Origin of the sequence: Comamonas granuli NBRC 101663, from assembly GCF_000739995.1 — a bacterium.
GTDB lineage: Bacteria > Pseudomonadota > Gammaproteobacteria > Burkholderiales > Burkholderiaceae_C > Simplicispira > Simplicispira granuli.
Genome location: NZ_BBJX01000008.1, coordinates 20,605 through 40,683, shown reverse-complemented (window position 1 = coordinate 40,683; position 20,079 = coordinate 20,605). Strand labels below are relative to the sequence as shown.

The following is a 20,079-nucleotide window of genomic DNA, read 5'->3' as shown; positions in this document are numbered from 1 at the left end:
TTCAGCCGCGCAGCACCGAAAAGCGGCGGAACATCGCAACAGGGATGGGGCGCTCCAGCTTCCAGACCATCGACATGGGCTTGGCGCCCGTCGGCGCGCCGTCCAGCGTGACCGGCCCCAGCGCGACAAACGGATGGTCTGGTGTCTCCCTGACGAACAACTGGAAGCGCCAACCATTGGTGGCGCTTTGCGTGTAAATGCGCCCCGATGCTGTGTCCGGCCCCGCGTTGTTCTGGCTTTGCCAGTGAAAGAGTTCGGGGCTGATAGCGTAGTCGTGATACGCGATGCGTTCGTGAAACCCCTCTTTCTTGTCCAAGGTCACGAACAACAGTTGTAACTTCAGCACTTTGAAGTTCAGCAAGCCCTCGAACATCGGTGGACGCGCTTGCGAGTGCCAGAACCCTGTGGCACTCAGGATTTCTGTGCGGCTGTAGGTCCCGTGCAGCAACAAAGGCCAGTCTGGCGGCACACCGGGCAGCGGCTGCAGCTCCAGGTCTGCACGCAGGTCGATCCATTCGGCAAGCTCGCCCAGCTCCTCACGCATCAACGGCGAAGCATCCAGGCGCGCCTGGAAACCATCGCCATCCATGATGTCGCTTCGTTGTCCATAAAGCTGATACGCCAGCATTTGAAGCTGACGCAGGGTGCGCAGGTCAGTGCATCCCCACAGCAGAGGGTCCCGCATGGCAATCCGCCGCAACAGCTCCACGCGCTCGCCGTCATTGACGTCCAGCAAGGCGCTCAAACGCTTTCCCAGATACGGCTCGTCTGGCCCCGCCTCTCGCACCTCCAGGCCAGCGGCGCGTTTGAGCGTCGTCCAACCCGAACTGGAACGGGTGCTGCTGTAGAGGTCCGTGGCTTCAAGACACTGCTCCGTCAGGAAATCGGTCAGGCGAATCGCGTTGCGTGGCCGGCCCTGGGCAAAGGCCGCCAGCTCGCCGGTCAGGTGACGCCAGCTCTGGTTGGCAACAGCACGCAGGGCATCGAGCACGCGCTCACGGGCAACGCGATCAAACTGGATATGGCAGCCTGGCGGCAGACTGGCAAACCCCTGCTCCATCTCCTGCTGGAACTGCTTGCGTGTGAGCCCCGTCATGGCTTGGTAGAGGCGATCGAAGCGGAAACCCTCCTGGATGCGCCCCACGAAATCCAGCACCAGGCAGCTTTCCTTGCCTGGTGCCAGGCGCAAACCGCGCCCAAGTTGCTGGGCAAATACCACCGGGCTTTGGGTAGGACGCAGAAACAGCAGGGTATTGGCGTCAGGAATATCGACCCCTTCGTTGTAGAGGTCGCAGGTACACAAAACCTGCAGCCCACCGGACGCCAGACGAGCCGGCGCAGCCAACCGCTCCTCGCGGCTGGTCTGGCTGGTCACGGCCATCGCCGGCCAACCCGTCTCCGAAAACCGTGCGGCCATGAAATTGGCGTGATCGATGTCCACGCAAAAAGCGATGGCGCGCACCGCACTGCGTCGATCTGCATAGTGTTCGAGCGCATGGATGATCCGCCGCGCCCGAGCGTGGTCTGCGCCCAACAGCTTGCCCAGGTCTTCGCGTTCCTGCTGCGGCTGGCCCCAGCGCACCTGTTCCAGATTCGTCTCATCGGCGCTGGCGTAGTACTCGAAGGGTGCGAGAAGTTGCTGGTCCAGCGCATCCCACAGACGCAATTCCACGGCGGGGCTGCCGTCCGGGCGTGCATCAAAAAAATCTGTCACCCGAGCGCCATCAGCGCGCTCGGGCGTGGCCGTGAGCCCTAGCAGCACATTGGGTCGAATGCCCTCGGCAAATCGGCGAAACGATGCCGCCGGGAGGTGATGACACTCGTCGATGATGACCGTATGCCAGAAATCTGCTCCATGGACCTCGATCAGCTTGCGCGAATCCACGCTGGCAATGCTGGCAAATAGGTGCTGAAAACTCAGGGGCTCGCAGCCATCGGCAAGCAGCTCGCCAAAATCCGGGCGGCGCAGAATCTGGCGGAATGTGGCCATGGCTTGGCGCAGGATTTCAACGCGGTGGGCGACAAACAGCAGACGAGGCGGCGTGCCCTGAGACTGCACCTGGCGCAGATAGTCGAATGCAGCGACCACCGTCTTTCCAGTTCCAGTGGCTGCGACCAGCAAATTGCGGCCGCGGCCATGGCGGCGTTCGCTGGCAAGGCGCTCCAGCATGGCTTCTTGAAAGGCGCGCGGGCGCAAGTCAAACCAGGTGGGCAACGCCACCACGTTGGCGCCGCGCTCCGGGTGCCGCGCCTCACCCAGTGCGACCCTCAGGCGTTGGCGGTGCTCCTCGTTTTCTGGATCAAAGCGCTGAAACTCGGCGTCGTTCCACAAGGTCTCGAAGTGCGCCGTGGCTGCGGCAAACAGATCGGCCTGCCCGGCCTGGGTGAACTTTACCGTCCACTCGATGCCGTTGAGCAGGGCAGCGGCCGAGAGATTTGCACTTCCCACCAAGGCCGAGCCAAAGCCCGTCTGGCGGTGGAACATCCACGCTTTGGCATGCAACCGCGAGCGCTGGCCATCCAGGGAAATTTTCACCTCCACACCGGGAAGGCGCGCGAGCTTTTCGACCGCAGCGGACTCCGTGGCACCGGTGTAGGTGGTCGTGATGAAACGCAACCGCACACCCGGCCGGCCGCTGCCGTCCGGTGCCGTAATGGATTCGAGGACATCAATGATCTTGCGCAGACCGCTCCAGGTGATGAAGCTCACCAGTACATCGATGCGGTCCGCGCTCGAAAGCTCAGCACGCAGCTCTGCATACAGCGATGGATCGACCCGGCCGGCGGTAAAGAGCCAGGGCGCGCTCAGGCCGGTGGGCGGATAGCTGGGTGGGGCGCCGTTGGGGTGGATCGCACGCAGCGCGCGCAAGGGCGCAACAAGCCGCGCATCCTCGGCACTCTCCTGGCGCAAGCCCGCCAACAGTTCATTGATCAACGCCAGCTCGCGTCCACTTGCCTCGTCTTCTGGGTCGGTTGCGGCGTCCAGTATCTCCGGCAATAAACGGGCGACCTCCCACACCAGCCGACGGCGCTGCTCCGCACGGCCGAGCTTTTCCAACTGCGCCTGCCTCCCATCCGGAAGTTCTTGCAGCGCGCGCTCCAGCGCACTGTTGACCAGGCGGTCGTAAAGACCATCGGGCAGCGTTGTCATTGATCGATCCCCATGGCTGAAATACCCTCGGCTGTCACGACGGCGCGCATTCTTTCAGCGCAACGGCAGCGGCGTGCCCATGCCCCGCAGCGGGCCCAGGGCACAGGCCGTCAACACCGTGCCGAGCAGCAGAAAGACCCGTCCCTGGAAGATTGCCATGGTGGTCTCGGCCTACGGGCGGCCACCCTGCGGGTGGAGGATGGCCATGTACTGGCGGTACTTCTCGTTGTCCGGGTTGAGTTCGCGCACGCGTTCGAGCAGTCCCATCACCTCGGTGGTCAAGGCATCGCTGCGCCCTTCCGCGCGCATCTGGCCGATGAGCAGGCCGCACAGGTTCAGCATCACCACCTCGCTGCGGGGCAGGTTCTGCAAGGCCGTGCGCAGCAGGCGTGCGCCTTCGGCAAAGTTGCCCTGCTTGGCCAGCATCACCCCCTGGTTGTTGATGTTGACGACCTCCTCGCGCGACTGGGCGATGAGCGAGCGGCCCTCGGCCCCCATCTGGGCCTTCTCGAACAGGCCCTGGACCTGCTCCGAAAGCCGCTGGTCCTCATGGTGGCTTTTCACGAGATCGCGCATGAGGTCGAATGCCTGGTCCTTGCGCCCCACAGCCAGCATGCCCTGGGCCAGCTCCATGGCGGTCTCGGGAGCGATCTTGCCCGCCTGGCCCATCAGCGCCTCGGCCTGCGCCATCGCGGCGCGGGACTCTTCGTGCCGCCCGGTCTGGTGGTAGATCGCGCTCTGGGCCGCGGCCGTCTGGATGGCGATGTCGGTGCTGTCCTTGAACACCTCCTGGGTCCGCGCCAGCAGCTTGAGGGCCTCGTCGGGCGTGTTGTTGTCCGACAGCACCTTGGCCAGCGCCACATAGGCGCCCGGGTTCTTGTTGGAGGAGTGTTCGCTGATCTTGATGGTTTTCTCGAACGCCGCCTGCGCCACGTCCAGTGCGCCATTGCGGTAGGCGGTCTCGCCCAGGGTCTTCTGCCGGCTGGCGGAGTTGGGCGAGAGCTTGACCGCGCTGGCGAGCACCTGCTGGGCCTGCACCCGCTCGCCCATGGCGTCGAGCGTCCTGGCCAGCCAGTCGGACGCCTCGATGAACATGCGGTTCTCGTCGAGCACCTGCTGGAAGGTGTCGCGCGCTGCCTCCAGTTCCCCCTGGTAGAAATGCACCTTGCCCAGGCCGGTCCGCGCCCAGGGCACGCTGCGCGCCGCCAGCACCGACTCGAACAGCGCCCGGGCGCCGTCGTAATCGCCCACCTTGAGCTGCAGGTCGCTCTTGATGCGCAGGATCTCCTGCGGCTTGGTGGCCTCGGTGCGCAGCAACTGGTCGCAGCGCGCTATCGCCGAGACGTAATCCTTGGCCCGGATCGCCTCCTCGATGCCGCGCAGAGCCTGCTTCTTGACGATCAGCCGCTCCAGCCGGCTCTCCAGAATGCTCTGGTTGATGGGCTTGAGCAGGTACTCATCGGGGCGCACTTCGGCCGCGCCCATGACCATCTCTGCCGTCTTCTCCGCGGTCACGATGATCCAGATCGTCGAGACGCCGATGTAGTCATGCTGGCGCGCTTCCTCCAGCACCTGCTGGCCGTTCAGGCCGGGGCCCAGGTTGTAGTCGCAGATCACCACGTCGTAGCGCGTGCCGCGCATCATCTGCAAGGCCTCCTTGCCGTTGGCCGCGGTGTCCACGCGCGCCACGCCCATGGAGCGCACGATGTCGCGCAGGATGGTGCGCATGCCCTGAAAATCGTCGACGACCAGGATGCGGGCCTGGGTAAGCGATGCAGACATGGGGGGAAATCCTTTCGATGATCAAGGCAGCCGGACCACGAAGCAGCCCCCGCCGTAGGCGCCGCCGTTCTCGATGAGCAGCATGCCCTGGCGATCGCCATTGCGGTGCATGCGCGCCACCTGCGAAGAAAAATAGAAACCCAGGCCGGTGCTGCCGGTCAGGAAGTTCACGCTCTTGTCGGCGGCCGCGGCCTCATCGCGCAGCATGTAGGCCGGGTAACCCTGGCCGTTGTCCTCGATGCGCAGTTCCAGCCAGCCCGCCTGGATGCGCGTCGCCACCCGGATGCGGTCCCGCGTGTACTGGTAGGCGTTGTTCAGGGCGTTGAGCAGCACGCCGGCCAGCAGGTCGCGGTCCACGTACCAGAGGCAGTCGGCGCTGCAATCCATGGTCACGGTGAGGTTCTTGAACTCCATCACCGAGCGGTTCTGCAGCAGCACGTCGCCGATCAGCTCGGCGATGTCGCATTCGGCGATGTCCACGGGGTAGATGGACTTGTCCAGCTTGTACAGGCTCAGCAGCTGCACCAGGTTGGAGTTCATGCGGTTGGCCTGGTAGATCACGCCGCCCAGGTTCTCGTAGGCCTGCAGGTCACCATCCTTGCGGCATTGCTCGGAAATCTTCTCCAGCTCGCTGATCTGCACGTTCAGCGAATTCTTCATGTCGTGGATGGACGAGGCAATCAAGTCCGTGAAGCTGATCTCATCTTGTGCCATGGGCTCCCCCTGTGTGCAAACCAATACTCCCGGCCGCTATCCTGCCATGGCCGCGCCTGCCGGCGCTTGACATGGTGCAGGGGAACTCACGCCAGCCGCGCGGCCAGCCAGCCGCGCAGGCTGTTGATGAAGGCCCAGCCCTGCACGCGCGGCAGGTCGTCCAGGCGCACCACGGCCTCCTGCACCCGCCCTTCGCGCAGCGCCACGGCGCGCCCCACGCCGGGCAGCAGGCCGCAGGCGAGCGCCGGCGTGACCCAGCGGCCGTCGAGCAGCAGGGCGATGTTGCCGAAGGTGCCCTCGGTGAGCTCGCCCTCCTCGTTCCAGAGCACGGTGTCGAACACGCCGGGCTCCTGGGGAGCAAAGGCCGCGTAGTGCGCGCGGCGCGTGGTCTTGTGGCGCACGAACTCGCCATGCGCCTGGGCCAGCGGGCGCTCGGCCAGGCGCAGCAGCACGGGTTCGGGCGTGGGGGCCAGGGCAAAGGCCTCGGCGTGCGGCGTACCGCGGGCGTCGAGCCGCAGGCGCACGCGCCAGGCGCCGTGCGCGTGCCGGGCCGCCAGCGCCTGCAGGCACTGGTGCAGGGCGGCGTCCTCCCAGGGGTAGCCGAAATGCGCCGCCGCCTGCCGCATGCGCTCGAGGTGCTCCGGCAGGTGGCGCCACTGCCCGTCCTGCAGGCGCAGCGTCTCCAGCAGGTCGAAAGGCTCGCTGGCGCGCTCGACAAAGGCGCGCTTGGCGGCCCATTCGCGCCATTCGGCATCGGGCTCGGCCCCCCAGACGATGCCGCTGCCGATGCCGCAGCGCACCGCGCTGCCCTGCAGCTCGACGGTGCGGATGGGCACGTTGAAAGTGGCGCGCAGGCCGCCGCCCGCCTGCGGCCGCAGCAGGCCCAGGGCCCCGCAGTACACGCCGCGCGGGCCGCCCTCCAGCGCGGCAATGGCGCGCATGGCCTGCACCTTGGGCGCGCCCGTGACCGAGCCGCAGGGAAACAGCGCGGCAAACACGTCCTGCAGGCGCGTGCCCGCGCGCGTGGTGGCCGCCACGTCCGAGGTCATCTGCCACACGGTGGGCAGCGGCGCCGTCTGGCACAGGGCGGGCACGCGCACGCTGTGCGGCTCGGCGATGCGCGAGAGGTCGTTGCGCAGCAGGTCCACGATCATGACGTTCTCGGCGCGCTCCTTGGGCGAGGCGCGCAGGCGCGCGGCCTGCTGTGCATCGTCGGCGGGCGTGGCGCCGCGCGCGGCCGTGCCCTTCATGGGGCGCGTGAGGATGGGGCCGCGCCCGTCGGCACCGGCCTGCCAGTCGAAGAACAGCTCGGGCGAGACCGAAAGCACCTGGATCGCGCCCGCGGCGATGTGCGCCGCGTAGCCGCCGGGCTGGGCGCGCTGCAGCGCGGCAAACAGCGCCCCCGCGCTGCCCTGTAATTCGCCGCGCAGCGGCGCGGTGTAGTTGACCTGGTACAGCTCGCCCGCGCCAATGGCCTGCTGGATGCGCGCCAGCGCGGCGTCGAAGGCCGCGCGGTCGTGCCCGCCCTGCCAGTGCACCTGGGCGCTGCCGGGCTCCGCGGCCGCGGGCCAGGGCTGCGGCGCAGCGTGCACGCCGAACCAGGCCAGGGGCTGGCCGGGGGCGCTGGCGTGCACCGCGAAGGCCGCGTCGAACGCCGGCGCCGCCTCGTAGCCGAGCCAGCCCAGCACCCAGGCGCCGGCGCGCGCCGCCGCCTCGGCGGCGTCGAGCACGGGGCGCACCTCGTCCAGGGTGTGGGCAGCGAGCACGGCCTGCGGCGGCCCGAAGGCCCAGCGCAGGCGCTCCCCGGCCGGGTCGTGCGGGTCGGCGAAGTCGATGCGGGAGTCAAGAGCCAAACAACCCCCTAACGCTTATCCAGCAAGCGCAAGCAGCTATCAAAAGCGCAGCATCAGGCCGCGCCGATGTGCGGCACCAGCCCGGCCACCGGCTGGCCGCTGCGCAGCGCCGCGGTGAACGCCAGCATGCGGTCGATGGGCAGGCGCGCGCGCGGGATCAGCGCGGGATCGACCTCGACGGCATTGGCGCCCGTCTGCAGCACCTGCGCCACGCCGGCCAGGCCGTTCATGGCCATCCAGGGGCAGTGCGCGCAGCTCTTGCATGTGGCGCTGTTGCCCGCGGTCGGGGCCTCGAAGAAGACCTTGCCGGGGTTGAGCTGGCGCAGCTTGTGCATCATGCCCTTGTCGGTGGCGACGATGAACTCCGGCGCATCCATCTCCTGCGCGGCCTTGAGGATGCCGGAGGTCGAGCCCACGGCGTCGGCCAGGGCGATGACCTCGGCCGGGCTCTCGGGGTGCACCAGCACCTTGGCGTGCGGGTGTTCCTTCTTGAGCATCTCCAGCTCCAGCGCCTTGAACTCGTCGTGCACGATGCAGGCGCCGTTCCAGAACACCATGTCGGCGCCGGTCTCGCGGCGGATGTAGTCGCCCAGGTGGCGGTCGGGGGCCCAGAGGATCTTGTGGCCCTGCTCCTTGAGCGCGCGCACGATGTCGAGCGCACAGCTCGAGGTGACCAGCCAGTCGGCGCGCGCCTTCACGGCGGCGCTGGTGTTGGCGTACACCACCACGGTGCGGTCGGGGTGCTGGTCGCAAAAGGCGCTGAACTCGGTGATGGGGCAGCCCAGGTCCAGCGAACAGGTGGCGTCCAGGTCGGGCATGAGCACGGTCTTGTCGGGCGAGAGGATCTTGGCCGTCTCGCCCATGAAGCGCACGCCGGAGACGACCAGCGTCTGCGCCGGGTGGTCGCGGCCGAAGCGCGCCATCTCCAGCGAGTCGCTCACGATGCCGCCGGTCTCCTCAGCCAGGTCCTGCAGGTCGGGGTGCACGTAGTAGTGCGAGACCATGACGGCGTTCTTCTCCTTGAGCAGGCGCCGGATCTGGTCCTTGAACTGCGCACGCTCGGCCTGCGAGAGCTCGGCCGGCACGCGCGCCCAGGCGTACTTGGTGGAACAGACCGCGCCGCCCTCGGGCTGCTCGTAATCGACTTCTTTCAGGGTGATCGTGGTGGTCATGGCAACTCCTGCAGGCGCATCGAAAAATCGGTCGCCTTCACGTCCTTGGTCAGCGCGCCGATGGAGATGCGGTCCACGCCGGTGTCGGCCAGGGCGCGCACGCTCTCGAGCGTCACGCCGCCGGAGATTTCGAGGATGGCGCGGCCGGCGTTGAGGCGCACGGCCTCGTGCAGCATGGGCAGGGGCATGTTGTCGAGCAGCACCATGCGCGCGCCGGCGTCCAGCGCCTCCTGCAGCTGCGCCAGGGTCTCGACCTCGATCTCGATGAACTGCGCGCGCGCCGCCACCTGCTGCGCCGCGCGCAGCACGGCGGTCACGCCGCCCGCGGCGGCGATGTGGTTTTCCTTGATGAGCACGGCGTCGTGCAGGCCGATGCGGTGGTTGGTGCCGCCGCCGGTGCGCACGGCGTATTTCTGCGCCAGGCGCAGGCCGGGAATGGTCTTGCGCGTGTCCACGATGCGCGCGCGCGTGCCCTGCACGGCCTGCACGTAGGTCGCCGTCTTGGTCGCCACGGCCGAGAGCAGTTGCAGGAAGTTGAGCGCCGTGCGCTCGGCGCTCAGCAGGGCGCGGGCCTCGCCCTCGGCCTGCAGCACCACCTGGTCCGGGGCGCAGCGCTGGCCCTCGGCCACGTGCCAGGTGATGCGTACGCCAGGGTCCATGGCGCGCAGCGCCGCATCCACCCAGGGGGCGCCGCAGATCACGGCAGCCTCGCGCGCCAGCACGCGGGCGCGGGCGCGGCGCGCGGGCGGCACCAGGGCCGCGGTGAGGTCGCCGCCGCCCACGTCCTCCTGCAGGGCGCGGGCCACGTCGAGCAGGACCTGGGCGTGCAGGGATTCGGGAGAAAAATCGGAAAAGGAGCTCATGGGCCGCAAGCATAGCCGCTGGCGGTCGCATACCGGCGCCAGGGTTTTGTAGACTCCCGGCTCCCCTGGACTTTGCGAAGACGCCACCATGACCGACGCCTCCACGCCCGCCTCTGCCAACCCCGGCACCCCCTACGGCACGCTGCCGCCGGCCTCGCCCCTGCCCCAGCGCCGCCCCGTGAGCCTGCCGCGCCTGCAGCAGATGCGCGAGGCGGGCGAGAAAATCACCATGCTCACGGCCTACGACGCCACGTTCGCCGCCGTGGCCGACGCCGCGGGCGTCGAATGCCTGCTCGTGGGCGACTCGCTGGGCATGGTCTGCCAGGGCCTGCACAGCACCGTGGGCGTGTCGCTGGAGACCATGGTCTACCACACCGAGAGCGTGACGCGCGGCCTGCGCCGCGTGCAGGGCACGGCCTGGGTGATCGGCGACATGCCCTACGGCACCTACCACGAGTCGCGCGAGCAGGCCCTGCGCAGCGCCTGCGCGCTCATGCAGGCGGGCGCGCACATGGTCAAGCTCGAAGGCGGCGGCTGGACGGCGCCCACGGTGCAGTTCCTCGTCGAGCGCGGCATCCCCGTGTGCGCCCACCTGGGCCTGACGCCGCAGACCGTGCACGCCCTGGGCGGCTACCGCGTGCAGGGCAAGACCGAGCAGGCCGCGCAAACCCTGCGCCGCCATGCGCACGAGCTGCAGGATGCCGGCGCCTCCATGCTGGTGCTGGAGATGGTGCCCGCGCAACTGGCCGCCGGGCTCACCACGGAGCTGGCGCACTGCCACACCATCGGCATAGGCGCAGGCAACGGCACGGCGGGCCAGGTGCTGGTGCTGCACGACATGCTGGGCATCAACCTGGGCAAGAACCCGAAGTTCGTGCACAACTTCATGCAGGACGCCGGCAGCGTGCGCGGCGCCATGGAGGCCTACGTGCAGGCCGTCAAGGCCGGGCGTTTCCCCGACAATGCGCTGCACGCTTGGTAAACCCTGCATCATGCACATCGTCCACACCATTGCCGACCTGCGCGCCGCCCTGGCGGACAGCCGCAGCCCCGCCTTCGTGCCCACCATGGGCAACCTGCACGACGGGCACCTCGCCCTGGTGCGCCAGGCCAAGCCCCTGGGCGACCGGCTGGTGGCCAGCATCTTCGTCAACCGCCTGCAGTTTCTGCCGCACGAGGACTTCGACAGCTACCCGCGCACCCTGCAGATGGACGCCGACAAGCTGCGCGCCGCCGGCTGCGACCTGCTGTTCGCCCCCAGCGAGCAGGACCTCTACCCCGAGCCGCAGACCTTCAAGATCCAGCCCGACCCGCTGCTGGGCGACATCCTGGAGGGGCAGTTCCGCCCTGGCTTCTTCACCGGCGTGTGCACGGTGGTGATGAAGCTGTTTGCCGCCGTCTTCGCGGGCAAGGCCCAGGGCACGGCGCTGTTCGGCCAGAAGGACTACCAGCAGCTCATGGTGCTGCGCCGCATGGTGCAGCAGTTCGCGCTGCCCGTCACCGTGGTGGCCGGCCCCACGCAGCGCGCCGCAGACGGCCTGGCGCTGAGCTCGCGCAACGGCTACCTGAGCGAGGCCGAGCGCGCCGAGGCGGTGCAGCTCGCGCTCGCCCTGCGCGCCCTGGGCCGCGACGCCCTGGCCGCGGCCCACGCCCTGCCCGCGCAGCGCGCGGCGCTGGAGGAGCGCGCGCTGCAGGCCCTGGCCGCGCGCGGCTGGCAGCCCGACTACCTGACGGTGCGCCGCCGCGCCGACCTGCAGCCGCCCCAGGCGGGCGACGCGCTGGTGGTGCTGGGCGCGGCGCGCCTGGGCCGCACGCGCCTCATCGACAACCTGGAAATCTGAGGCGCGCCCCGCCGCCCCCGCCCACCCCCCCACGCCATGGACATCTTCTTCCTCGCCCTGCTCCTGGCCCTGGGGGTACTGGCGCTCAACGGGCGCCAGCAGCGCCAGCGCGTCGCGCTGCTGGCCAGCCACCTGGCGCAGTACCAGATCGAAAAGCTGCTGGAGAACCTGATCGAGGGCTATATGCGCGCCCTGGGCGAGAGCACGCCCGAGCGGCGCCAGCAGATCTGGGAGCTGCTGCGCACCACCGAGCTGCAACTGAACGAGCAGTTCGGCCAGTTCACCAACGACATGGCGCATGTGGACGCCGCCCTCACGCGCGTGAGCACCCTGCCCCTGGCCCTGCCCTTTGCCGACCAGTGGTGGCCCAGCGCCAGCTTCGACCTGCGGCGCATGCTGCGCGTGCACGCCGAGGGCATCGAGCGCGCCGTGCGCAACGCCGCCGGCCGCTCGGCGCGCGACAAGGCCTACACGCTGATGGCCGAGCTGTTCCTGATGCAGCACACCTGCCACTGGTACTGCAAGTCGCGCACCGTGGCGTCGGCGCGCATGCTGGCCCGCCACCAGACGGCCTACGCCGACGTGCTGGCCGCCGTGGACCCCGCCACGCGCAGCGCCTACCAGGCCCTGCTGCCGGCCGCATCTTGAAGTAAAAAAGGCTTCCAGCTCCCGTCCTTCAAGCGCTGGAAGCTCTCATTTCAGTAGCGCATCAGCGCTCCGCGGTGATCGCCCCCGCCTGCGTGAGGCGTTCGGCCACCAGGAGTTTCTGCATTTCTGCCTGGCCCATGATGCCCAGGTCCTCGGCCACTTCGGCGATGGGCCGGCCCGAGGCAATGGCCGCCTTGGCGATGGCCGCGGCCTTCTCGTAGCCGATCAGCGGGTTGAGCGCGGTCACCAGCGTCACCGAGGCGGCGATGCGCGCGGTCAGCAGGTCCTGGTTGGCGACGATGCCCTCCACGCAGTGCACCTGCAGCGTGTGGCAGGCGTGCGCCAGGTGGTGCAGGCTCTTGTGCAGGGCCCAGGCGATGAGCGGCTCGAAGGCGTTGAGCTGCAACTGCCCGCCCTCGGCCGCCATGGTGATGGCGGTGTCGTTGCCGATGACCTCGAAGCACACCTGGTTCATCACCTCGGGGATCACCGGGTTGACCTTGCCCGGCATGATGGACGAGCCCGCCTGGCGCGCCGGCAGCTTGATGTCGCCCACCCCGGCCTGCGGACCCGAGGACAGCAGGCGCAGGTCGTTGCTGATCTTGGAGAGCTTGACGGCGATGCGCTTGAGCACGCCGGAGATGTCGGCAAAGGCGCCGGTGTCCGACGTGGCGGCGATCAGGTTGCCCGCCGCCTGCACCGGCACGCCCGAGAGCTCGGCCAGCCGCGGCGTGACCACGTCCACATAGCCCACGGGCGCGTTGATGCCCGTGCCTATGGCCGTGCCGCCCATGTTGATCTCGCACATCAGGTGCGCGGACTCGCGCAGGCGCTTCTCGTCGTCGGCGATCATGGCGGCGAAGGCGGCGAACTCCTGGCCCAGGGTCATGGGCACGGCGTCCTGCAACTGGGTGCGGCCGATCTTCAGGATGGGGGCGAACTCCTGCGCCTTGGCCTCGAAGGCGCCGCGCAGCGCGGCCAGCGCCTGCAGCAGGGTCTGGATGCCGAAATACGTGGCGATCTTCACCGCCGTGGGGTAGGCGTCGTTGGTGCTTTGCGAGGCGTTGACGTGGTCGTTCGGGTGGATCACGTCGTAGCGGCCCTTGGGCAATCCCAGGTGCTCCAGGGCACGGTTGGCGATCACCTCATTGGCATTCATGTTCGTGGAGGTGCCGGCGCCGCCCTGGATCACGTCGACGACGAACTGGTCGTGCAACTGTCCGGCAACCAGGTCGTCACAGGCCTGGGAAATGGCGCGGGCTTGGGTGTCGTTGATCACGCCCAGCTGCAGATTGGCGTGGGCGGCGGCCTTCTTGACGAAGGCAAAGGCCCGGATCAACGCGGGCATCTGGGCCACGGTCTGGCCGGTGATGGGGAAGTTTTCGACGGCGCGGGCGGTATGCACGCCCCAGTAGGCGTCGGGAGGGATGGTTTTGATGCCGATGAAATCGTGTTCTTGACGCATGGCCAATGGGCTTTCTTGCAGACGAATAGGGGGAGGGCGCCCCGCCCTGCGCCCCGCGCGCAGCGCGGGGCCTGGAGCAGGGAGCGGGCGGACAGGATGCGCCGCCTCGTGGACGGCGGGGTCGGGCCGGATGTGGCAACGCCCTGGTCGCGAACACGGCAGGGATGCTTGCCATATCGCCACGCAGGGCATTCGGGGGCGGATTATGGCGCAAGAACCATGTTGCGCATAGGCCATTCCGTTTTGTGCATAACCCCGGCTGCGCCAGGCCCTACACTGCCAGGCCCATGCATGCCGCGATGCCCCCCTCCAGCGCCCTCCCCTCTGTCTGCCGCCCTGAGCTGCCCTGGCCCCGGCGCCGCTGGCTGCAAGCGGCCGCGCTCGCCGCGCTGTGCCCCGGCGCCGCGCTGCACGCCCGGGAGGACGGCCCCTGGCCGCAAGCGCTGCCCGTGCCCGGCGGCGTCGCCCGGCTGGACCTGGGCCCCGCGCCCGAGCGCCCCGTGGTGCACGCCGACGGCGTCCCCGTGCTGGTGCTGGGCAGCGCGTCCGGCTGGACGGCCGTGGTCGGCATCGCGCTCTCGGCGCCCGTGGGCGAGGCCCATGTGAGCGTGCAGGCCGCGGCCGGCGCAGCGGCGCGCCGCCTCGCCTACCGCGTGGGCCGCAAACAGTACCGCGAGCAGCGCCTGACCGTGGCGCCGCGCACGGTGGACCTCAGCCCCGAGGACCTGGCGCGCTTCGAGCGCGAGCACGCCCACCAGCAGGAGGTCATGGCCACCTTCTCCACGCCGCTGCCGCAGGACCTGCGCATGCGCGCACCCGTGCCCGGGCCGCGCTCGAGCAGCTTCGGCCTGCGCCGTGTGTTCAACGGCCAGGCGCGCAACCCGCACAGCGGCATGGACATCGCCGCCCCCACGGGCACGCCCGTCGCCGCGCCCCTGCCGGGCCGGGTGATCGACGTGGGCGACTACTTCTTCAACGGCGGCACGGTGTGGCTGGACCACGGCGGCGGCCTGCTGAGCCTGTACTGCCACCTGAGCGCCGTGGACTGCCAGGTGGGCGAGGCCCTGGAGCGCGGCCAGCGCCTGGGCCGCGTGGGCGCCACGGGCCGCGTGACCGGCCCCCATCTGCACTGGGGCGTGATGCTCAACCGCGCCATGGTCGATCCGGCGCTGTTCCTGCCCGCATGACGCCGCGCAAGACCCTGGCCCTGCCGGCGGGCAAGCGCCCGCCGGCCGCGGCGCGCCCGGCCCCGGCCCCGGCCCCGGCGCGCAGCGCGCCACCCCGGCTGCTGCGCTTTTGCAAGCCCTATGGCGTGCTGAGCCAGTTCACGCCCGAGGGGCGCTGGCGCGGGCTCAAGGACTACATCGACCTGCCCGGCGTGTACGTGGCCGGGCGGCTGGACGCCGACAGCGAGGGCCTGCTGCTGCTCACCAACGACGGGCGGCTGCAGGCGCGCATCAGCGACCCGCGCCACAAGATGGAGAAGACCTACTGGGTGCAGGTCGAAGGCCTGGCCAGCGACGCGCAGCTCGAATCGCTGCGCCGCGGCGTGCTGCTCAACGACGGCCCCACCCTGCCCGCCCGCGTGCGGCGCCTGGAGCCGCCGCCCGCGCTGTGGCCGCGCGATCCGCCCATCCGCGTGCGCCAGAGCGTGCCGGACTGCTGGCTCGAAATCGCCATCCGTGAAGGCCGCAACCGCCAGGTGCGGCGCATGACGGCGGCCGTGGGCCTGCCCACGCTGCGCCTGGTGCGCGCGGCCATCGGCCCCTGGAGCATCGAGGGCCTGGCGCCGGGGCAGTGGCAGGACGCCCCCCTCCTTTGAGCCGAAGCCCCCGCAGGCGCGCTGCGCCGCGGGCGGGCTATTCGCCCTTGGGCTCGCGTTCCATCAGCGCGGCCACCGCCTCGGCCGGGCGCAGGCGGCCGTCGAGCAGGGCCACCACGGCTTCGCTGATGGGCATGTCCACCCCCAGGTGGCGCGCGCGCTGCAGCACGGTGCGCGCGCTGTACACGCCCTCGGCCACGTGGCCCAGCGAGTCCACGGCCTGCGCCAGCGTCTGGCCCTGGGCCAGCAGCAGGCCCACGCGCCGGTTGCGCGAGAGATCGCCCGTGGCCGTGAGCACCAGGTCCCCCAGGCCCGACAGGCCCATGAAGGTGTCCATGCGCGCGCCCAGCGCCAGGCCCAGGCGCGTGATCTCGGCCAGCCCGCGCGTGATGAGCGCGGCGCGCGCATTCATGCCCAGCTGCAGGCCGTCGCACAGGCCGGTGGCAATGGCCAGCACGTTCTTCACGGCGCCGCCCACCTCCACGCCCACGATGTCGTCGTTGGCGTACACGCGCAGGCTGGGTCCGTGGAAGGCGCGCACCAGCGCGTTGCGCACGGCGGCATGCTCGCTCGCGGCCACCAGCGCCGTGGGCCGCGCCAGCGCGACCTCCTGGGCGAAGCTCGGGCCGCTGAGCACGCCGGCCTGCAGGCGCGGCGCCACCTGGGCGCACACCTCGTGCGCCAGCAGGCCCAGGCCCTGGCTGCCCGGCGCCACGGCCTCGAAGCCCTTGCACAGCCAGGCCACGGGCACGGCGCTCGCCTGCAGGGACTGCAGCATGCCGCGCAGCGCCGCCATGGGCGTGGCCACGACCAGCAGATCGGCGCCTTCGGCCGCCGCCGGGACGCTGCCCGCTGCCAGCGCCAGGCGCTCGGGCAGGACCACGCCGGGCAGGTAGCGCGCATTGCAGCGCGTGGCCTGCATGGCGGCCACCTGGGCGGCGTCGCGCGCCCACAGGGTGACGGCATGGCCCTGCGGATGGCTGGCCGCGCTCAGCGCCAGGGCCGTGCCCCAGGCGCCGGCCCCAAGGACTACTATTTTCATAGCATCAGGCGCTTGCCACGCAAGCGCCAAAGGCCTCAAACCGTGTTATTGCGGCAGTTGCGATGCGGCCGAGTCGACCTGCGCCTGCTGCTGTGCGTACATGGCCTGGAAGTTGATTTCGGCCAGGTGCACGGGCGGGAAGCCGGCGCGGTTGATCACGTCGGCGACGTTGCCGCGCAGGTAGGGGTAAATGATCTGCGGGCAGGCCACGCCGATCACCGAGCCCATCTGCTCCTCGGGCACGTTGCGGATTTCAAAGATGCCGGCCTGCTTGGCCTCGACGAGGAACACGGTCTTGTCCTCGATCTTGGTCTGCACGGTGGCCGTGACGCAGATCTCGAAAATGCCCTCGGCCACGGGGTTGGCTTCCACGCCGAGCTGGATGTCCACGCTGGGCTGCGCCTGCTCCAGCAGGATGGCGGGGGAGTTGGGCTGCTCCAGCGACATGTCCTTGAGGTAGACGCGCTGGATCTGGAACACGGGGGTGGCGTTGTCTTGATCGGCCATGGAAATCTTTCAGCTCAAACCGCGCCCGGCACCGTGCCAGGCCACACAAAAAGACCCGCCCCGGGAGAACCCCTCCCGCGGCGGGTGCGAAGAGGGGGATTATGCAGCGCCGAGCAGCGCGGCCAGCTCGCCGCGCGCATCCAGCGCCATCAGGTCGTCGCAGCCGCCGACGTGGGTGCTGCCGATGAAGATCTGCGGCACGGTGCGCCGGCCGGTGAGTTCCATCATGCGCGCGCGCTCGGCGGGCTGGGTGTCGATGCGGATCTCCTCGATCTGCTCCACGCCCCGCGCCTTGAGCAGTTGCTTGGCGCGCACGCAGTAGGGGCAGACGGCGGTGGTGTACATGCGGACGGCTTGCATGGAATCGCTCCTGGTGGGGTGGCCTCAGGCCTTTTTGTCGATGGGCAGGCCGGCTTCCTGCCAGGCCTTGGTGCCGCCGGCGAGCACCTGCACGTTCTGGTAGCCCATGCGGCGCGCCATGATGGCCGCGCGCGTGGCGCGCGCACCGCTGGCGCACACCATGACCACGGGCACGGACTTGTTCTTCACCACGGCGGGCAGGCGCGCCTCGATGTCGTTCACCGGCACGTTCTTGGCGCCGCCCACATGGCGCTCGGCGTATTCGTCGGGGCCGCAGACGTCGATGAGCACGGCCTTCTCGCGGTTGACGAGCAGCACCGCGGCCGCGGGCGACAGGCCATTGGCTCCCGACTTGAGCATGGGCAGCAAGAGCCCGCCCCCCGACACGAGGGCCAGGAGAAACAGATACCAGTTCTCGACGATGAAATTCACGACATTCCTTGGTGTGACAAACAGGCCGATTTTAGAATGATGGGTTTTGACCTGCCATTCCTGGGGAGACCATGCACAAACTCGTTCTGATCCGCCACGGCGAATCCACCTGGAACCTGGAGAACCGCTTCACCGGCTGGACCGACGTGGACCTCACGCCCACGGGGGTATCGCAGGCCATGTCGGCGGGCAAGCTGCTCAAGGCCGAGGGCTACGAGTTCGACCTGTGCTTCACCAGCGTCTTGAAGCGCGCCATCCACACGCTGTGGTACTGCCTGGACGAGATGGACCGCACCTGGCTGCCCGTGCAAAAGAGCTGGCGCCTGAACGAACGCCACTACGGCGCCCTGCAGGGCCTGAACAAGGCCGAAACCGCGCAGAAATTCGGCGATGAACAGGTGCTCGTCTGGCGCCGCAGCTACGACACCCCCCCGCCCGCCCTCGAACCCCAGGACCCGCGCTGCGAGCGCGGCGACCGCCGCTACGCCGCCCTGGAGCCGGCCCAGGTGCCGCTGACCGAGTGCCTCAAGGACACGGTGGCGCGCGTGCTGCCCTTCTGGAACGACACCATGGCGCCGGCCATCCGCTCGGGCCAGCGCGTGCTGGTGGCAGCGCACGGCAACTCCATCCGCGCGCTGGTCAAGTACCTCGACGGCATCTCCGACGGCGACATCGTGGGCCTGAACATCCCCAACGGCATTCCGCTGGTCTACGAGCTGGATGACCAGCTCAAGCCCCTGCGCCATTACTACCTGGGCGACGCCGAAGCCGCCGCCCGGGCTGCGGCCGCCGTGGCCTCCCAGGGCAAGGCCTGACCCGCGCGGCGCCGCAAACCCTGCCAGAATGTGAGCAGGCCCGCGGGAACCCACGCGGCCTGGGCCCTTCCAAGGTGTATATTGAGTCGGCTAAAGGTATTCGTATGGGCCAGAAACTGAAAATCGCGGGCTGGATTTCCGTGGGCGCGCTCGCCGGCGCGCTCACCACGGTCTCGCTCCAGACCATGGCACGCGGCGCCATGGCCCCCCTGCCGCTGGAGGAGATCCAGCAGCTCGCCGCCGTGTTCGGGCTCGTCAAGACGGACTACGTCGAGCCGGTGGACGACAAGAAGCTCATCACCGACGCCATCTCGGGCATGGTCGCCAGCCTGGACCCGCACTCGCAGTATTTCGACAAGAAGTCCTTCGCCGAATTCCGCGAGGGCACCTCGGGCAAGTTCGTCGGCGTGGGCATAGAGATCACGCAGGAAGACGGTCTGATCAAGGTCGTCTCGCCCATCGAGGGCTCGCCCGCCTTCCGCGCCGGGCTCAAGACCAACGACCTCATCACCAAGATCGACGAGACCGCCGTCAAGGGCCTGTCGCTCAACGAGGCCGTCAAGCGCATGCGCGGCGAGCCCGACACCAAGGTCACGCTCACCATCCTGCGGCGCGACGAGAACCGCAGCTTTCCCGTGACCATCACGCGCGAGGAAATCAAGACCCAGTCGGTCAAGGCCCGCATGGTCGAGCCCGGCTACGGCTGGGTGCGCCTGTCGCAGTTCCAGGAGCGCACGGTGGACGACTTCGTGCGCAAGGTCGAGGAGCTCTACAAGCAGGACCCCAAGCTCAAGGGCCTGGTGCTGGACCTGCGCAATGACCCCGGCGGCCTGCTCGACGCGGCCGTGGCCATCTCGGCAGCCTTCCTGCCGCCCGACGTGACCGTGGTCTCCACCAACGGCCAGTTGGCCGAGAGCAAGGCCACCTTCAAGGCTTCGCCCGACTTCTACGCCCGCCGCGGCAGCGGCGACCCGCTCAAGCGCCTGCCCGCGGCCCTCAAGACCGTGCCGCTGGTGGTGCTGGTCAACGAGGGCTCGGCCTCGGCCAGCGAAATCGTCGCCGGCGCCCTGCAGGACCACAAGCGCGCCACCATCATGGGCAGCCAGACCTTCGGCAAGGGCTCGGTGCAGACGGTGCGCCCCCTGGGCCCGGACACCGGCATCAAGCTCACCACGGCGCGCTACTACACGCCCAGCGGCAAGTCCATCCAGGCGCGCGGCATCGTGCCCGACGTGATGGTGGACGAAACCGCCGAGGGCAGCCCCTTTGCCGCCCTGCGCATGCGCGAGGCCGACCTGGAGAAGCACCTGGGTAACGGCCAGAGCGAGGAAAAGCCCGACCCCGAGCGCGAAAAGGCCCGCGAGGAAGCCCGCAAGCGCCTCGAGGAAGAGGCCAAGAAGCCCGTGACCGAGCGCAAGCTGCCCGAATTCGGCACCGACAAGGACTTCCAGCTCGCCCAGGCGCTCAACCAGTTGCGCGGCAAGCCCGTGCTGGTGAGCAAGACCCAGACCGAGCGCAAGGAAGAGAAGAAAGAGCAGTAAGAAGCTGCTCACCATCCCACACCGCCCACCGGGGCCGGTCACGCACCGGCCCCTTTTTTTCTGCATCGCCC

18 protein-coding genes are annotated in these 20,079 nt (G+C 69.1%); 7 read left to right on the top strand and 11 right to left on the bottom strand.

What is annotated here, in order from left to right; all coding sequences use genetic code 11:
• Position 1: 1 nt before the first annotated feature.
• From CGR01S_RS09790 to nadC, 6 genes are all read right to left on the bottom strand, one after another.
• Entirely contained in the window at positions 2-3,151 is a 3,150-nt protein-coding gene (locus tag CGR01S_RS09790) for a DUF3427 domain-containing protein (RefSeq protein ID WP_042425977.1), read from the bottom strand.
• Positions 3,152-3,322: 171 nt separating this feature from the next.
• Complete coding sequence (locus CGR01S_RS09785) at positions 3,323-4,933, bottom strand: tetratricopeptide repeat-containing response regulator (protein WP_042425974.1); 1,611 nt, start codon at positions 4,931-4,933, stop codon at positions 3,323-3,325.
• A 21-nt stretch (positions 4,934-4,954) separates the two neighbouring features.
• Positions 4,955-5,647 carry a sensor histidine kinase gene (locus tag CGR01S_RS09780; RefSeq protein ID WP_042425972.1) on the bottom strand — a complete coding sequence of 231 codons (693 nt, stop codon included), beginning with the start codon at positions 5,645-5,647 and terminating at the stop codon, positions 4,955-4,957.
• A gap of 86 nt (positions 5,648-5,733) precedes the next feature.
• Positions 5,734-7,500, bottom strand: a complete 1,767-nt coding sequence (locus tag CGR01S_RS09775; protein WP_042425970.1) for a chorismate-binding protein — start codon at positions 7,498-7,500, stop codon at positions 5,734-5,736.
• 53 nt (positions 7,501-7,553) lie between these two features.
• On the bottom strand, positions 7,554-8,672 hold the full coding sequence (gene nadA, locus CGR01S_RS09770) for a quinolinate synthase NadA (RefSeq protein ID WP_042425967.1): 1,119 nt from the start codon (positions 8,670-8,672) through the stop codon (positions 7,554-7,556).
• Complete coding sequence (gene nadC / locus CGR01S_RS09765) at positions 8,669-9,535, bottom strand: carboxylating nicotinate-nucleotide diphosphorylase (protein WP_042425964.1); 867 nt, start codon at positions 9,533-9,535, stop codon at positions 8,669-8,671. Before nadC ends, nadA begins: the two co-directional genes overlap by 4 nt.
• An 88-nt stretch (positions 9,536-9,623) precedes the next feature.
• On the opposite strand from nadC, the gene panB reads away from it, so the two are divergent.
• The 3 genes from panB to CGR01S_RS09750 are packed head-to-tail and all read left to right on the top strand — an operon-like array spanning position 9,624 to position 12,024.
• The gene (gene panB, locus CGR01S_RS09760) at positions 9,624-10,517 is read left to right on the top strand and encodes a 3-methyl-2-oxobutanoate hydroxymethyltransferase (RefSeq protein WP_042425961.1); all 894 of its coding nucleotides are present in this window, start codon (positions 9,624-9,626) and stop codon (positions 10,515-10,517) included.
• A gap of 10 nt (positions 10,518-10,527) precedes the next feature.
• Positions 10,528-11,376, top strand: a complete 849-nt coding sequence (gene panC, locus CGR01S_RS09755) for a pantoate--beta-alanine ligase (protein WP_042425958.1) — start codon at positions 10,528-10,530, stop codon at positions 11,374-11,376.
• A 36-nt stretch (positions 11,377-11,412) separates the two neighbouring features.
• Entirely contained in the window at positions 11,413-12,024 is a 612-nt protein-coding gene (locus CGR01S_RS09750; protein ID WP_042425954.1) for a hypothetical protein, read from the top strand.
• 61 nt (positions 12,025-12,085) lie between these two features.
• Here CGR01S_RS09750 and CGR01S_RS09745 read toward each other — a convergent pair whose 3' ends face one another.
• The gene (locus tag CGR01S_RS09745; RefSeq protein WP_042425951.1) at positions 12,086-13,489 is read right to left on the bottom strand and encodes an aspartate ammonia-lyase; all 1,404 of its coding nucleotides are present in this window, start codon (positions 13,487-13,489) and stop codon (positions 12,086-12,088) included.
• Positions 13,490-13,788: 299 nt separating this feature from the next.
• On the opposite strand from CGR01S_RS09745, the gene CGR01S_RS09740 reads away from it, so the two are divergent.
• Both CGR01S_RS09740 and CGR01S_RS09735 read left to right on the top strand, forming a co-directional pair.
• Complete coding sequence (locus tag CGR01S_RS09740) at positions 13,789-14,676, top strand: peptidoglycan DD-metalloendopeptidase family protein (RefSeq protein ID WP_084690634.1); 888 nt, start codon at positions 13,789-13,791, stop codon at positions 14,674-14,676.
• Positions 14,673-15,311, top strand: coding sequence for a pseudouridine synthase (locus tag CGR01S_RS09735; RefSeq protein WP_042425948.1), 639 nt, complete (start codon positions 14,673-14,675; stop codon positions 15,309-15,311). Before CGR01S_RS09740 ends, CGR01S_RS09735 begins: the two co-directional genes overlap by 4 nt.
• Before the next feature lie 37 nt (positions 15,312-15,348).
• On the opposite strand, the gene CGR01S_RS09730 is transcribed toward CGR01S_RS09735, so the two are convergent.
• From CGR01S_RS09730 to CGR01S_RS09715, 4 genes are all read right to left on the bottom strand, one after another.
• On the bottom strand, positions 15,349-16,353 hold the full coding sequence (locus tag CGR01S_RS09730; protein ID WP_042425944.1) for an NAD(P)H-dependent glycerol-3-phosphate dehydrogenase: 1,005 nt from the start codon (positions 16,351-16,353) through the stop codon (positions 15,349-15,351).
• A gap of 45 nt (positions 16,354-16,398) precedes the next feature.
• Positions 16,399-16,860: a protein-export chaperone SecB gene (secB, locus tag CGR01S_RS09725; RefSeq protein ID WP_042425941.1), complete on the bottom strand. Its 462-nt coding sequence runs from the start codon at positions 16,858-16,860 to the stop codon at positions 16,399-16,401.
• A 99-nt stretch (positions 16,861-16,959) separates the two neighbouring features.
• Positions 16,960-17,220, bottom strand: a complete 261-nt coding sequence (gene grxC / locus CGR01S_RS09720) for a glutaredoxin 3 (RefSeq protein WP_042425938.1) — start codon at positions 17,218-17,220, stop codon at positions 16,960-16,962.
• A gap of 24 nt (positions 17,221-17,244) precedes the next feature.
• On the bottom strand, positions 17,245-17,652 hold the full coding sequence (locus CGR01S_RS09715; RefSeq protein WP_042425935.1) for a rhodanese-like domain-containing protein: 408 nt from the start codon (positions 17,650-17,652) through the stop codon (positions 17,245-17,247).
• 71 nt (positions 17,653-17,723) lie between these two features.
• On the opposite strand from CGR01S_RS09715, the gene gpmA reads away from it, so the two are divergent.
• Both gpmA and CGR01S_RS09705 read left to right on the top strand, forming a co-directional pair.
• Positions 17,724-18,467 carry a 2,3-diphosphoglycerate-dependent phosphoglycerate mutase gene (gene gpmA, locus CGR01S_RS09710; RefSeq protein WP_042425933.1) on the top strand — a complete coding sequence of 248 codons (744 nt, stop codon included), beginning with the start codon at positions 17,724-17,726 and terminating at the stop codon, positions 18,465-18,467.
• 104 nt (positions 18,468-18,571) lie between these two features.
• Positions 18,572-20,008, top strand: coding sequence for a S41 family peptidase (locus tag CGR01S_RS09705; protein WP_042425930.1), 1,437 nt, complete (start codon positions 18,572-18,574; stop codon positions 20,006-20,008).
• Positions 20,009-20,079: the final 71 nt, after the last annotated feature.

Bases quoted from the DNA above. Each gene is read 5' to 3' on its own strand.
- CGR01S_RS09790 (WP_042425977.1), bottom strand. From the start codon at position 3,151: ATGACAACGCTGCCCGATGGTCTTTACGACCGCCTGGTCAACAGTGCG.
- CGR01S_RS09785 (WP_042425974.1), bottom strand. From the start codon at position 4,933: ATGTCTGCATCGCTTACCCAGGCCCGCATCCTGGTCGTCGACGATTTT.
- CGR01S_RS09780 (WP_042425972.1), bottom strand. From the start codon at position 5,647: ATGGCACAAGATGAGATCAGCTTCACGGACTTGATTGCCTCGTCCATC.
- nadA (WP_042425967.1), bottom strand. From the start codon at position 8,672: ATGACCACCACGATCACCCTGAAAGAAGTCGATTACGAGCAGCCCGAG.
- nadC (WP_042425964.1), bottom strand. From the start codon at position 9,535: ATGAGCTCCTTTTCCGATTTTTCTCCCGAATCCCTGCACGCCCAGGTC.
- panB (WP_042425961.1), top strand. From the start codon at position 9,624: ATGACCGACGCCTCCACGCCCGCCTCTGCCAACCCCGGCACCCCCTAC.
- panC (WP_042425958.1), top strand. From the start codon at position 10,528: ATGCACATCGTCCACACCATTGCCGACCTGCGCGCCGCCCTGGCGGAC.
- CGR01S_RS09750 (WP_042425954.1), top strand. From the start codon at position 11,413: ATGGACATCTTCTTCCTCGCCCTGCTCCTGGCCCTGGGGGTACTGGCG.
- CGR01S_RS09745 (WP_042425951.1), bottom strand. From the start codon at position 13,489: ATGCGTCAAGAACACGATTTCATCGGCATCAAAACCATCCCTCCCGAC.
- CGR01S_RS09740 (WP_084690634.1), top strand. From the start codon at position 13,789: ATGCCCCCCTCCAGCGCCCTCCCCTCTGTCTGCCGCCCTGAGCTGCCC.
- CGR01S_RS09735 (WP_042425948.1), top strand. From the start codon at position 14,673: ATGACGCCGCGCAAGACCCTGGCCCTGCCGGCGGGCAAGCGCCCGCCG.
- CGR01S_RS09730 (WP_042425944.1), bottom strand. From the start codon at position 16,353: ATGAAAATAGTAGTCCTTGGGGCCGGCGCCTGGGGCACGGCCCTGGCG.
- secB (WP_042425941.1), bottom strand. From the start codon at position 16,860: ATGGCCGATCAAGACAACGCCACCCCCGTGTTCCAGATCCAGCGCGTC.
- grxC (WP_042425938.1), bottom strand. From the start codon at position 17,220: ATGCAAGCCGTCCGCATGTACACCACCGCCGTCTGCCCCTACTGCGTG.
- gpmA (WP_042425933.1), top strand. From the start codon at position 17,724: ATGCACAAACTCGTTCTGATCCGCCACGGCGAATCCACCTGGAACCTG.
- CGR01S_RS09705 (WP_042425930.1), top strand. From the start codon at position 18,572: ATGGGCCAGAAACTGAAAATCGCGGGCTGGATTTCCGTGGGCGCGCTC.